This window comes from Bradyrhizobium sp. MI1.4, from assembly GCF_055811315.1.
Window position 1 is genome coordinate 1 of sequence record NZ_JBVVPP010000012.1, and the last position, 12,640, is coordinate 12,640.

At 58.4% G+C, this 12,640-nt stretch carries 11 protein-coding genes and 2 pseudogenes; 6 read left to right on the plus strand and 7 right to left on the minus strand.

The genetic code is table 11. The features are described from left to right. Positions 1–1,309: 1,309 nt before the first annotated feature. Complete coding sequence (locus AC0L23_RS16010; RefSeq protein WP_085349977.1) at positions 1,310–1,510, plus strand: DUF6494 family protein; 201 nt, start codon at positions 1,310–1,312, stop codon at positions 1,508–1,510. Positions 1,511–1,730: 220 nt separating this feature from the next. Next, positions 1,731–2,481 (plus strand): annotated as a pseudogene (locus AC0L23_RS16015) (IS5 family transposase). A 398-nt stretch (positions 2,482–2,879) separates the two neighbouring features. Here the strand turns inward: AC0L23_RS16015 and AC0L23_RS16020 are convergent. The 3 genes from AC0L23_RS16020 to AC0L23_RS16030 form a co-directional block, all read right to left on the minus strand. Beyond that, entirely contained in the window at positions 2,880–3,116 is a 237-nt protein-coding gene (locus tag AC0L23_RS16020; protein ID WP_473357110.1) for a hypothetical protein, read from the minus strand. 507 nt (positions 3,117–3,623) lie between these two features. Then, entirely contained in the window at positions 3,624–4,055 is a 432-nt protein-coding gene (locus AC0L23_RS16025) for a hypothetical protein (protein WP_473357111.1), read from the minus strand. Positions 4,056–4,913: 858 nt separating this feature from the next. Continuing rightward, entirely contained in the window at positions 4,914–5,822 is a 909-nt protein-coding gene (locus AC0L23_RS16030) for a hypothetical protein (RefSeq protein ID WP_473357112.1), read from the minus strand. 1,198 nt (positions 5,823–7,020) lie between these two features. On the opposite strand from AC0L23_RS16030, the gene AC0L23_RS16035 reads away from it, so the two are divergent. Together AC0L23_RS16035 and AC0L23_RS16040 are read left to right on the plus strand one after the other, a co-directional pair. Beyond that, entirely contained in the window at positions 7,021–7,230 is a 210-nt protein-coding gene (locus AC0L23_RS16035) for a hypothetical protein (protein ID WP_247363660.1), read from the plus strand. A gap of 312 nt (positions 7,231–7,542) precedes the next feature. Beyond that, the gene (locus tag AC0L23_RS16040) at positions 7,543–7,719 is read left to right on the plus strand and encodes a hypothetical protein (protein ID WP_473357113.1); all 177 of its coding nucleotides are present in this window, start codon (positions 7,543–7,545) and stop codon (positions 7,717–7,719) included. A gap of 180 nt (positions 7,720–7,899) precedes the next feature. On the opposite strand, the gene AC0L23_RS16045 is transcribed toward AC0L23_RS16040, so the two are convergent. From AC0L23_RS16045 to AC0L23_RS16055, 3 genes are all read right to left on the minus strand, one after another. After that, positions 7,900–8,112, minus strand: a complete 213-nt coding sequence (locus tag AC0L23_RS16045; protein WP_473357114.1) for a hypothetical protein — start codon at positions 8,110–8,112, stop codon at positions 7,900–7,902. Positions 8,113–8,157: 45 nt separating this feature from the next. Next, a complete protein-coding gene (locus AC0L23_RS16050; RefSeq protein WP_473357115.1) occupies positions 8,158–8,316 on the minus strand; it encodes a hypothetical protein in 159 nt (52 codons plus the stop codon). A 596-nt stretch (positions 8,317–8,912) separates the two neighbouring features. Next, positions 8,913–9,158, minus strand: a complete 246-nt coding sequence (locus tag AC0L23_RS16055; RefSeq protein WP_018459961.1) for a PilZ domain-containing protein — start codon at positions 9,156–9,158, stop codon at positions 8,913–8,915. 518 nt (positions 9,159–9,676) lie between these two features. Between AC0L23_RS16055 and AC0L23_RS16060 the strand changes: the two genes are divergently transcribed. Both AC0L23_RS16060 and AC0L23_RS16065 read left to right on the plus strand, forming a co-directional pair. Next, positions 9,677–9,850 carry a hypothetical protein gene (locus AC0L23_RS16060; RefSeq protein WP_166517574.1) on the plus strand — a complete coding sequence of 58 codons (174 nt, stop codon included), beginning with the start codon at positions 9,677–9,679 and terminating at the stop codon, positions 9,848–9,850. 1,180 nt (positions 9,851–11,030) lie between these two features. Next, positions 11,031–11,212, plus strand: a pseudogene (locus AC0L23_RS16065) (hypothetical protein). Between the two features lie 389 nt (positions 11,213–11,601). Here AC0L23_RS16065 and AC0L23_RS16070 read toward each other — a convergent pair. Next, positions 11,602–12,027 (minus strand): hypothetical protein, encoded by a 426-nt coding sequence (locus AC0L23_RS16070; protein ID WP_473357116.1) that lies wholly within the window; start codon positions 12,025–12,027, stop codon positions 11,602–11,604. Positions 12,028–12,640: the final 613 nt, after the last annotated feature.

The following is a 12,640-nucleotide window of genomic DNA, read 5'->3' on the forward strand; positions in this document are numbered from 1 at the left end:
AAGGTGGGCGACATCGTCTCGGTATCCACGGGCGACTTCATATCGGTACCCCTGGGCGACTTCGTCGGAATCCGCATACTATTAATTGAACTGAGTGATTTTACGTCCTCCGGCCTGACAATGGCAGTTTTTAAATAGTCATGCTAAGGCGCGCTGATGAGTAGGCCTGGTCAGGGGCACAACCGCATGACAGTTCTGCACGAACGCGTTGGTTTCTAAGATCTCAACTGACAGAGCTTCAGAACCCTCGCAGCCGGGTTGAGCAAGCCGAGGAACGAAGTCGGCAAACGTTCAAAAGTCACAGGTGTCTCGGCGATGCGTCGCCGATTGCGGCGACAGCGGCGTTTTGTTTTCTAGCCACACACCGTGGCGACGAACGTGCCGTAGGCTCGCAGCCACGAAGCATCAGAGATCTCTGGCCGAAAAAAGCGCCCGCGTTGACTTGTTCGGCTTTGGGTCAAAGGCAGCCCTCGGCAGCTTGCATGATCGGGTCGGCTCATCTCCCGGAAGCGGCCCTCGCAGCGCTCTAACTGAGGTCGGTCACGGGCCATGTGTGGAAGTCGTTCGTACACTGGCTACTCGCAAGCCGAGCGAGACGGATCGCTCGGCTACAATTTAGTTATGGCAGCCCAGCAACGAGGCAAATGTCTGTGAGGCCTTCCCATTCGACGAGATTTGCGATGTCCGTGATGTGCGTGTCGAGATTTATGTCTCTGCTGAGGAGATGCGAGCGTTCTGCCAATCCCGTAAGCGTAAGCGCATAGACTTTGTGGCCCTGCTTTTCGAGCCTCTCGGTGACGCCAACACCAAGCTCCGTAAAAGGCTCCGCCAATAAGAACAAACGTCTTTTGCGCGGATTGAGCACGTGCGCTGCTGATGCTTGATGAAGTTACCGAGACCGCGCTTACTCCGGCCGCGAGACTGCCGATCAATCAGCGGCGGTTGACGTCTGACAAGGTCATGAAATCTCTCCGTGCAAAAAAATTGGGTACCATACGAGTGCAACAGTGTAATCGCCAAAACCGAACAAATGGAAGATGACTTCAGCGGCCTTCGAAGGAATATTCTTTTTGACCGGTCACTGACTTCCGCCATGGGTCACAAGCGGCGGTCGGCGACAGCTCCAGCCGTGTCCGGTCCACCTCAAACGGCCGACCTTGCGCCGCCTCGGGTGTAGTCTTCAGCTCCGGGCCGACGTTGTAGGCAATCAGGTTGAGGAGGAAGTCGGGGGTGACGCGAGTTGGGCCTCGATGTTGGGTCTTTGCTCGCCTCGTGTTAGACATCGCCTGACCGACCAGGGAGAACAGCCATGACCGCCGAGTTCGATGAAGACCGCTTCAATATGGCTATCCGTAAATTTCTGAAGCATGTTGGAGTTACATCGCAGCGCGAAATCGAAAACCTAGTGCGCAGCGGGGCGGTGAAAGGTGGCCAGCTCAAACTGCGAATGACCCTGTCGGCTGAGGGGACGGCGCTGAAACATGTAGTCGAGGAAACAATCGCACTCTGACGATGTCCCGGCTGCCCCGGCATTGCCGCCCTGTTGGTGGAGCATTCAATCCTGTTGATTTCCAGCAACGACTGCTTTGGGTCATTTTCGACAGTTTTGGCACAGAGTGCGGGATGGTTGATGCCCGTTCCTGTCCAAAAGGCGCGTACCAGTGTCTGCCCATGAGCGTTGCGTTTGGCCGAATGGCCGTGATTCAAACTTCCGAACTGGAGCTCGAATCATGCGCTACGAACTCGCTGACTATGAATGGACCGCTATCAAGCCGATGCTGCCGAACAAGCCGCGTGGCGTCCCCCGGTCGAACGACAGACGGGTCCTCTTCTGGATCCTTCGATCAGGAGCACCCTGGCGTGATCTGCCGGCGGCGTTTGGGCCATACACCACTTGCTACAACCGCTTCGTCAGGCGGCGGCGGGCTGGCGTCTGGGGCCGCATCATAAAAGCGCTTGCCACTGCCCATGATGCCGCTACCCAGATGATCGACACCTCCATTGTCAGCGTACATCAGCATGGGGCCTGCATCGCAAGGAACCAGCCAATCGATGGGAAGGTCCCGCGGCGGTTTGACGAGCAAAATCCATGCGGTGGTCGACAGCAATGGTCTGCCGGTACGGTTGGCGCTGAGCCCCGGTAAGGCCAATCCGTTCGACTTGCCGGAAAACTGCTGTCTCGTCTGAAATCCGGGTCAATGTTGCTTGCGGACCGTGGCTATGACGCGGACTGGATCAGGGAGCTTGCCATGAAGAAGGGCGCGCGTGGGCCAACATCCCGCCGAAGAGCAATCGCAGCGATCCGATCTGCTTCAGCCCATATCTCTACCGCGCCCGCAACCGGGTTGAGCGGTTCTTCAACCGGATCAAACAATGTCGTCGGGTGGCGAGGCGGTACATAGGCTGGCCGCCAACTACCTTGCCTTCGTTCAGCTCGCGTCAATCAGGCTATGGCTGCGTCTTTATGAGTCCGCGTCTTAGTTCTTGCCAAGGCGGTCCGATGCAACATCGCGATGTGCGGTTTCGTTCTTCCCCTTGTCGTCGATGCCGCCCGAAGGGTTGCTGTCCGGCTGGGCACTGGTACCTTGCCGAGACCGAGCTGCTGGGCGGCTGCGATGCCGATCGTCACCTTGCACGATCTGAGCGAGGTGCCAGCTCCGGATGCTGCGACTTGCGCTCAAATGCTTGAGCGGACACCGCCTGGGACGTGGCCGGCCCCGCGGGTCGAGCTGATCGAGCTGATGAACCGCGCGACGTCTGGATCCATGCGCAATGGGATGAGGCGAAGGTGCCTTAGCGGCCGTTGGTGGAAGCTATGCTCAAAATCGTTCAGTTCGCGGGACGGATAAGACAAGCCGACCGCCCAGCCTCTTTCCGCATCAGCCGCGCTTCTTGTGAGCGGATGGCTTAAATTCCACGACCTCGTGCTGCTCGCTGGAATCCGAGTGCCCTTGTTGTTTTACGATGACCTCAAGCTCAAGAGCTTCGAAGGCGAGTTCATCCGCCAAGCGTTGAAAGAGCGCGCGCTTTTCGGCATCGGTCGCCGACTGACTCATAAGAGCAAAGTCTCTGGCGTCCGCGCGGAGCCTCTCCAATCGTCGCCTGAGGTGCTTCATCGTCTTGGCTCAGGTTCTAAACTCATCCTCGACGCAAACAGCAACCTTGCTTTCCGGGATGACGGATGATTCAACCACGGAAACAATATATTGGTTCTCCTAACTGTTAGTTAGCGGCGTATTCACCGTGCGGTGCATAGGCACGGTCGCCCGTGGGACCAACTTTGGATGGACGGGCTGGTGGTCGCGGCGCGAGGCCTCGTCTCCGACCTTGCCGCAGGTCCACCCAGGGTGCCATCAAAGGTACATCAAGGTCTGAAACCGCACAGACCCGAGTTTTGCACGCATCAGGTCTACCGCACCAAGCTGCTGTGCGTCGACATTGGCCGGGCGCGCGCCGCGGCAGGACCGGTTCAAGGCTTGAGTTAAATGGCGCGATATTAAATGATTCAATTATCCGGCGTCTGGCAGGCGAGTTGCGGCGCCAGCCATCGGGACCCTGCCACGCCCCACCGGATCACGGTCGCAAGTCTGCTCGCCGCTTCGCTCGCAGCTACAAACCCTGCTTTATCTAGCCAGGACACGTTTGGGCGAAACGGTCGTTCGTCGCTCGACCTGCGCTTTGGCGTCCAGCACTTTATCGCCAGCTCGCGCGGCGCGCGGCCGGCTCACCTGGTCCGAAAGACTGGGGCCCTTTCCAAACGTTCCGACCGGAAGACCATTTGTCGCGTGACCACCACTGATGTTTCCTTTGGCCTGCGCTGCCGGGGCTGATGCGTTTCGGGCGGGTAATGAGCCGATGATCATCTGGTCCTCGTTGCTTGTACCCGTCCCAATGGCCCCGATCGGCAGGCCATTTTGCGCGTGACCAACCCCGGCATTTCTTGCGGCCTGTGCGGCCGTCCGCGACTTTGTCGGCGTGGCGGGTTCAACGTTCGGATTGTTCAATTGATTGTTGGTGCTCGGATTTGCGCCGGTTGCGCTGTCTTTCGTCCCCATTCCGGCAGGCGTGGAGGGACCAGCGCCGGCGCTACCCGCATTCGTCCCCATTCCGGCAGGCGCCGACGGACCAGCGCTGGCGCTGCTCGCGCTTGTCCCCGTGCCCGCACCCGCCGACCCAGCATTTGCGGCGCCTCCTGGCGCGAGGACCAGCAGAGCTGAGCTTGCGACGATGGCGGCGAGCACCAAAGGGGCGACATGGGGCATTGGAATCTCCTTGCCAAACCGTTAACCATGATGCCCGAGCCCGGTTCCTCTGCGCCATGGCGGGTTCTGCCGCATAGTGCTGGAGCGCACGCGCGCCCTCGATTGGTCGCGCGCAAAACCGCGCGAGCTACTATTGCCGATTCAAGATGCCATTGGCAGATTAGTCAGCAGGTCTGACGGAGGTGGCCGCTTTAATGTAGCACTCGGGTTGCTTCTGCTAGCCGGACCTTCTCTCTCAGCTCCTCAAGATCCTCGATCGCTTCGAGTAGTTGCATCAGATTGCGGGTAACATGTGCCAGATTGGGCTTTCGGCGTTTGAAGATTCGAATTTTTGGTCCCATTGCTACACATCTCCTCGCAACGAAAATCACTGGTCCGACCGATTGGCAAGGAGCGTGCCATCTGAGCGTCCGCGGAGAGCTCCGGTGATGAGAACGCCAGTCGCGCTCCCGCCCCAAATCCAACAGGGAAGGAGCGCGCCAAAAGGCGCCGGTCGCCATCCCCCACATTGGGACGATGATCTCCCTCCCGGTTGCGAGTGAATTATGGGCAGCAAGCCGCGAGATGGCGACAGCTGCGGAGCAAGCAGCGCCTTCGGCCCTCCGCACCGATGGTCTCGCAGCGATCAGACGCGTTGGAAACAGTTAATCCCTAGTCCTGCACGGCTTGGTCGGTCTGCAGCGGCGCGTGTGGCCGCCCCCTGTCCTGCGGCCGCGGAACGGTTGGCGCAGGTTTGCGGATCGTGGCGGCAATTGGCCTGGGCAACGGCACCGGCGTCTTGGGGCGTAGGATCTGCTCGGAAGCGTTGGTGGTGATGCCGGCCAATCGTTCTTGGACCATTCTGAGCTGCTCGGCGGCATCCGCTCTGTCTCGCACCATTTGTGCCTGGACCGCCGTAAGCTGCTCGGAGAGCTTGCCAAGGTCGCGAACGATTTGATCTTGGCTGGCCTTGAGCTGCTCGATCGCTTGCTGCGGGTTGGCAAAATCGCCCGACAATCCCTGGAAGGTCGGCGCCAGCTCCGGCGAACTGGGGCTGGCGGCTGCCTGGATCGCATCGTGCGGTGTAGTCAACGGCCCCGGTTGCTGAAGTGCCACATAGATTGCACTCGTCTGAGTGGTAGGCAGAGCCGAGGAGATCTCGGCTCTTTCTTGCGGCAACGAAGGTGAAACGGCACGCGCGGACCACCGATACATCATTGCTCTGACCGCATCGCCGTCGGATGACTGCGCTGCAAGAGCAGCTAAACAGATGCCGCTTGCCAACAGCAGACCGATCAGGCCGCGCAGTGCCGGCCTTCCGCGCAATGAGTTCGCCCCGCGGTCGGGTGGTCGAAACCATTTCGCGGAATTCTTCGGCTGAGAAGGATGGCGCGTGCCATCCTGATCTAACTTGGAAAGCTGTTCGTTGACACGCGCCAGCTGTTCATCTGCACGTGCGATCTGATCATAGGCGTGGACGAGCCGTTCATCCGCGCGCGCAACAAGCTCGACGTCTTCCGGTGAGAGCGCGGGACTATGAATTTGTGAGCCGGGATATATCGGTTTAATCGGCGAATGCATCGGCGTTCCCCATCACACCCGACGTCATCCGGACCGAGGCCGGGCATTAAATCGGGCAAGTCCACACTCCCCAACGCCGGTTTGACCAAAGCAAGGCCACAAGATGAAAACCGGAGGGCGGATTTTCGGCGACAGCGCACAGGGCTCCAATCCGTCGAGGCTCTTCGGGAAAGAAACGGACGGCGGCGCATCGCCCGGAATCCGACGGAGCTGGCCCTCGCGGTTCGCGGGCGCATTCAAAGCGGTCGTAGTCCCACCGACTGCACGCTTCTCCCCCAAGCCCGCCCCCAAGCCCGCCACCAAGGCATCTCGACCCCTCTCGACGACCTGACTTTGGTGGTTGCAACCCTGGCGCTGCACGCCACGAACTCCGCCGCGCGCATCGAGCAGATGCCTGCCAGCGGATTCATCTTCGTTGCGGCGAATTCTTTTCCTTGTCGCGATCGTAAACCGCTTTGAGGCCGCGGCTTCGGCCTGTCTGACCCGCTCTCGTAACTCGATGAGCTGACGGTACTCGGCTTCCAGCGGGCGCGATAGGAGAACTGCGCGGCTGGTGCACGATAGTTCGAATCCATACGACGAATATCGAATCATGGAAATCGAACCCGTTTTCAGGCAACCCCCGCTAACTGGTGGTTCGGGAAAAAATGCCCGATCGACGCGACGATATTCCCTCTCGGCAAGTTGGCAACGAATGTCACTCGTTAAGCTTGATGCTACCGAGGAGGCTGGATTGCGCTCGCGCTCGTGAACCGCCTACACGGAAGCTGTGGGATCGAGATGATCCTGATGCGCTGGAGCATCAGTTATCACCGCGCGGTAGCTTCGCGACGGCCCGACGGAGCTTGACTTCGATGCACCGACCGCAGATCAACTCGCCGTCCCCGGCCGGTGGCGCAAGAACTATCAGCTCTTCTGGCGCGAACTCTTCTTCGCAGTGATCGCAGCGGGGGATTTCGAGCATCCGCGCATTTGCTCACGCAGTTGTGGCGGAATTCGATAACCTCTTTACCCGACCGCTCGCAAGAGCTTGATCAATACCCACGGCCGAGCTTGCACCAAGTTCGTTCCCAATCTGGAACGTTGCCGAAAAAATCCCGGACGTTGCAGATTTACAACCCGCGCAGCCATTCGCGATACTAAGCTCGTCCGTGGAGACGACCAGACGTGCTTACTTCAACATGATCGCGGGGGCGAAATGTATGATGTCTATCGCAATGACAGGCGCTTCCTGCTCGTTCTAAGTTCAGGCTCTCCCGTGCCCGTGCTTTACTCTGCACATAAGTGGCGGAGGAGCAGGAAACGAGTTCTCAAGGTCAGCGACGAAATCAAGTCAGCCGTTCAGGCACAAGGCTATTACGTCCGCAGCCTGCGCATCACCAAGGAGCGAATGATCGACGGCGAGTAGGTGGCGAACGGGTGTTCTCGTTTGCGCGTTTGATCACCAGCAACCAAGCCGCCATTATCGCGCTGTTCCGCGTCGTCAACCGCTATGTCGGCAACTTCGCACCGATGCCGGGGTGTTTCCGAACCATTCGGATCGGGGCTTTTCGGAGGGTGCGAGATTCTCACGATTGCGGGTGGGCATGCCGCCTAGCACGGGCGGGCCGCCCTGACGTCTCAAACGGAACTCGATGAGCGGGCCGAGATTTTGGCTTCTTCCATTGAACCTTTAATCGAACTGTCGGACGAACCTTCAATCGGAAACCGGAGGTTTCCCATGAAGCGTCTGATCTCATCTGCAATCGCCGCCGTTGCCCTCCTCATTGTTGCAACCCCTATGCTGTGGTCTTACACACCTTCGGCTGAGCGCCATGTCACCCGTACAGCCATAGGTCATTGCAAGAATTTCCACAGCCTGGCCGGGACAAAAGCGTCCGAACTATTGCCTTACTAAGCGCCAGTAAAATGCGTCGAGACGATGTTGACCTGTAGCAGGTGGCTGGATGCCACGCCGACATGGGAGTAGGCGAAGGCGCTGCAATGGCCCGTTGCCGGATGATGTGCTCAAGATCGTCATGCGCGGGACCGAAAAGAAGCTAATTGGGCGGTTTGAACCGGGAACTGCTTTGGCAGCTTAGCTCGCCGGCGCGCCATCCAACCGCGCCAGCCCAGCCTCAATCACGGCGATATCCTCCTCGATCTGCTGGATGGTTGGCCGGAAATCAAAACCCGTACGTGCCTTTAGATCCACCGCCAGTTTCCGGCGCTGCATGCGGAGATCATCCAGAGCCCTCCGATTGTTCAAGCGAACGTAACCGTCCACAATCAGCTCGATTGCGTTTGGCATCCCACCCCCTGTCGTGATCGACCGGCGCCGAACCGCTTACACGCTTCAAAACGGCATCTCTTCGCAAATTGTGTGCAGCAGCCCAAGCCGACCTGACGCCATGAGAGCAAGGGGGCTGCACAGTTTAATGGAAAGACCGGCTCCCAATATCGCGATTGCGCGTTGTTCATCCCTTTCGAGATCGCCCCATGAGATGCCGTCCATGATGGGTCTCCGTCGCAAAAGAACTATTTAAAATCCAAACGCGCGACCGATCTGCCGCAGCATAGCCATGGCCGCGTCGGTGTACCGACCGTGGGTTAGGTATTGATCCACTTGCGCTGTACTGATCAGCGCAACAACGAAGACCGTGAAGCCCTTAAGCATTGGGGCGTCTCCTGAAAGAGACCGCCAACCGGGCGTGTCGAAGTAATAGACTGTTCTCAGAATGCGCTGCCGCATAATGCGACTGTATGTAAATGGTGACAGTGACCGGTAACCAATCCCTTAACCGGCGTTAGGTGCGCGCCAAGGGACGAGGCGAAGGCGCTGCAAGAGCCGTTGCTCATGTGCTCAAGGTCGTGATGCGAGAGGTCGGAAAGGAAGATATAGCCGCTGCACAGAGGCGCGCGGTTCCTCGATAGCGCAAACAAGAAGCGGCGAGTGTTAGTCCCCACAAAATGGAAGTCACTTCTTCATGGCGTCTGCTGCATCGGGGGACCACGAACGGATTTCGGGTCTATTGTTTGACATCGCCCATCCATGCCAGCAAAAGAACCGCGAGTTCCATTGTAGGGCAGAGCTAACTGACTCTTCTCCGCCTAAAGATCCTCGAACGAGACCCCGATAAGATTTCCACTCAACCAGACTAGGCGGCAACTTCGGATGATGCGATCTTTCTCGAGCATTAGTTTGAATGTGGAGGCCACGTGCCGCTTCGACGGAAGCTCAACTGCTGCCCCTTCTTCCGACATGTTGACCACGCGGCAGCGTAAGCTGGCGCCGTCGCCTGAAATGTAGGCGACCTCGTCCACATCGATGCGCTCCAGCTTCCGACGTTCTATCATTTCATTGTAGCCGCAACGAGATCATCTTCGCCCGATGTGCACCTTGTCTCTAGCAGCTTAAATTGTCGCGCGATCTGTGTTGCTAGGTCTGATCGTTCCTTAGCGAGAGCTTTTCTTTGCTCAAGCATGTCGTGTCCGTCACGCTCGAGCACCTGGATCAAGGTGGTTTGACTTTCGATATAAAGCTGCTTGGTTGCGATTGCTCGAGCGATAGCCGCTAGTTCATCATTGCAATCCGAAGTCATTAGCAATCTCATGGCTGGCCTGTCGGCGAGTAAAGCTACATCCTACCTGGCCTTACCTGCGAAAACGTTACACTTGTCCCAGCAGCCCGGCGCCTTCTTTTCCAACGGATTAGTCTGAAGGCGCACACGCGACACATTCTCCCGTTTGTGCGGCGCCAAACGGATTTGCCGCCTTACGTCGTCCGTACTCTTACGGACGTTGCGCATCCGCAAGCTTTGACGTCTACTTCTGATTGTTTTTATGACGATCTTTGTTTCCCGACGAGAGGGCCCATGAGCGTTAAAGCTATGATGGCGATGATCCTCCAGGACCAACTGGCCTTGCGAGGCGTGCATTCGCTGAAGGCGTCTGATTACGATCAGATCGTAGAACTTCTGATTGAGCAGCTCAGAGAGCTGGAGCTGAGCTTGGCTGTGCGAGAGATTACCGACAAGCCCCGGGAATAGCAGCAGCACCCGATTTTTTGAGGGAGGACGAAGACGAATGCGGAGATTGTTGTTCAGACACCGGTGCCCAAAGCCGACAAGCGCTCCTGGCTGATCCGATAGAACAGTGGCGGATACCCGGCCAATCGGGTCCAGAGCCACGCGTTGGTGCGGCCTTCAGTCAGATCTCGTCCGTGCAGCAATCTCTTTGACCTTTATCAACGTTCGTTCGAATTCGGATTTGAGATACTGCTCGTGCGCCAGGTCTGTTGGCTTCAGAAGAAATGCGACTTTCACGAAAAAGCGGTTCAACAGCGAAGTAATTAAAAGATTGTCCGAGTGTTTCGACCGGAGCGCCGTAAGTCGGCGACGCATCTCGATGAGATCAAGCGTTTCGTGGTCCGGCTGCTCTCTCAAGTGAAGCTCGCGCGACTGTCCAGCGTCGAAGTCGCTGCACCGAATATAATAGTGCGGCGACTTCGCTGGGGTGGAGCGGACAAGGACAATGTCCGTGTGCGCAAACCTAGTCCTCTAGCGCGCGGCCGCAATCACGGTCTGGAATTAAGCTTGATGTTCGTGTTGCAAGTTAATTCTGGAACTGAGCAAGGCGAACGATAGGAGGTGTTGAATTTCGGATGCGCTGCCCGGGCTGTTCAATGTTGAGCGCAACGTGGACACTCCCCATCTGCTGCTTTGCCGAGCTGTCTTGCGAGTTCTTGTCTGAGGTCTTGCGTCTCCCAATGTGCACCATCGCTCCTGACGATCTTCTTGGCGCGCTCGAAGGCGTGGCTTTCGGCTCATCGTCGCCGACGCGCACATCCTAAATACGTTGGCCGTCTTCCGGCTCGGCCCCAGGGCGATCATCGGCGGCTCGTGCGTGACGCGCTTCGTCTCTCGTCAGAGAGGCAAGCCGGTCCAATTGATTAGCTAATCCGGTGAGGGTCCTTGCGACGCTCTTCAACAAAATTGCTCGTTCGGTGTGGAAATAGCGGATGATTTAGCAAGGGCCTGTATTCAATCGCGAGTTCTTGACGTCGGGCGGCAACATACAACCAACGGCCGGTCTGTCCGGTAGCGGACACACCCACCTGACCTGAGGCCGGCTCGCGGCCTTTTAAATAATAAAAGGAACTTAATTTTGTTTAATTGATTTAAACTTCGTTCGGCTTAATATCCGCATGCCACGAACCGGAGCTCAAGCATGCCAAGCCCCACAGAAGACGAGGACCGCCGCGAGTTCTTAAAGACCTGCGGCAGGTTTGCCGTCGTGACGCCTCCAGCGATGACGCTACTGCTATCAACATCCTGACGTCTAACGCCATTGCGCGGTCTGGCGGGGGCAGCTCGCATGAGCATCACCACCACCACCATCATGACGATTAAGGCAGTGGCATTTCGATAGGCGGTGCCTTGGGCAACGCCGTAGGCGATCATGCCGGCCTTACGCCGTCGCCGGCATGGAGTGGGCGGCCCTGGGGCGCTCCTTTAGCCCCCCTGCGCTCCAGGGCGCTTTCCACAGGCGCACGACCCGATCCGGGCGAACATCACCGGCGCGCCTCGCTCCGCGACCAGCAGCAGCACTTTCATTCTGGCCGATCGCCGACCAGCAGCCCACCTCGCTTGTTGGCCGCGAATCTGCGAACTCTATAGGCAGGCATAAGCGTGCAACAGGCTGGGGGGCCGCTGGCGCGATGGAACAGTCACGCTACCCGCTAGTGAGAAGGTGGACGCCGGAAGATCATCAGCGGCTGATCGCCATGGCCATGGCCGCCTCAGGAAATCGACCTGACGACATCGCTCGCGCGCTGGGGCATGGACAGAACCGGCTGTGCGAGGTCGCGCCACAACATCCCCTTGCGATTGGTGACGCAAAAGCGGAAGTGAACCGGAGTTGAGGCGGCCTCATTCGCGCGTAGGGGGACCTGATTGAGGAGCTGCGAGATCGCCGTGACAAGTTGGGCCGGCGCAAACGGCTTCTGCAACAGGATGCTGTTCGGGACGCTCTGGGACGCCCAATGGTCGGCCGCAGCGCCGGTCATGTAGATCACGGGAAACGTCGGCTCTTGTTCTCGAACCTGTCTGGCCAAGTCCCAGCCGCTGAGCGAGCCCATAAGGTTCACGTCCACAACAAGCGCCCGATACTCTTTCATTCCGCTCTTAAAGAGAGTCAGAGCTATCGGTTTAATCGGCGAATGCATCGGCGTTCCCCATCGCACCCGATGTCATCCGGACCGAGGCCGGGCATTAAATCGGGCAAGTCCACACTCCCCAACGCCGGTTTGACCAAAGCAAGGCCACAAGATGAAAACCGGAGGGCGGATTTTCGGCGACAGCGCACAGGGCTCCAATCCGTCGAGGCTCTTCGGGAAAGAAACGGACGGCGGCGCATCGCCCGGAATCCGACGGAGCTGGCCCTCGCGGTTCGCGGGCGCATTCAAAGCGGTCGTAGTCCCACCGACTGCACGCTTCTCCCCCAAGCCCGCCCCCAAGCCCGCCACCAAGGCATCTCGACCCCTCTCGACGACCTGACTTTGGTGGTTGCAACCCTGGCGCTGCACGCCACGAACTCCGCCGCGCGCATCGAGCAGATGCCTGCCAGCGGATGCATCTTCGTTGCGGCGAATTCTTTTTTCCTAGTCGCGATCGTAAACCGTTTTTGAGGCCGCGGCTTCGGCCTGTCTGACCCGCTTTCGTAGCTCGATGAGCTGACGGTACTCGGCTTCCAGCGGGTCGCGATAGGAGAACTGCACGGCTGGTGCGCGATAGTTCGAACTTCCATACGACGAATATCGAATCATGGAAATCGATGCC

Bases quoted from the DNA above. Each gene is read 5' to 3' on its own strand.
- AC0L23_RS16035 (WP_247363660.1), top strand. From the start codon at position 7,021: ATGTATGATGTCTATCGCAATGACAGGCGCTTCCTGCTCGTTCTAAGT.
- AC0L23_RS16050 (WP_473357115.1), bottom strand. From the start codon at position 8,316: ATGGACGGCATCTCATGGGGCGATCTCGAAAGGGATGAACAACGCGCA.
- AC0L23_RS16010 (WP_085349977.1), top strand. From the start codon at position 1,310: ATGACCGCCGAGTTCGATGAAGACCGCTTCAATATGGCTATCCGTAAA.
- AC0L23_RS16070 (WP_473357116.1), bottom strand. From the start codon at position 12,027: ATGCATTCGCCGATTAAACCGATAGCTCTGACTCTCTTTAAGAGCGGA.
- AC0L23_RS16060 (WP_166517574.1), top strand. From the start codon at position 9,677: ATGAGCGTTAAAGCTATGATGGCGATGATCCTCCAGGACCAACTGGCC.
- AC0L23_RS16040 (WP_473357113.1), top strand. From the start codon at position 7,543: ATGAAGCGTCTGATCTCATCTGCAATCGCCGCCGTTGCCCTCCTCATT.
- AC0L23_RS16030 (WP_473357112.1), bottom strand. From the start codon at position 5,822: ATGCATTCGCCGATTAAACCGATATATCCCGGCTCACAAATTCATAGT.
- AC0L23_RS16045 (WP_473357114.1), bottom strand. From the start codon at position 8,112: ATGCCAAACGCAATCGAGCTGATTGTGGACGGTTACGTTCGCTTGAAC.
- AC0L23_RS16055 (WP_018459961.1), bottom strand. From the start codon at position 9,158: ATGATAGAACGTCGGAAGCTGGAGCGCATCGATGTGGACGAGGTCGCC.
- AC0L23_RS16020 (WP_473357110.1), bottom strand. From the start codon at position 3,116: ATGAAGCACCTCAGGCGACGATTGGAGAGGCTCCGCGCGGACGCCAGA.
- AC0L23_RS16025 (WP_473357111.1), bottom strand. From the start codon at position 4,055: ATGGGGACGAAAGACAGCGCAACCGGCGCAAATCCGAGCACCAACAAT.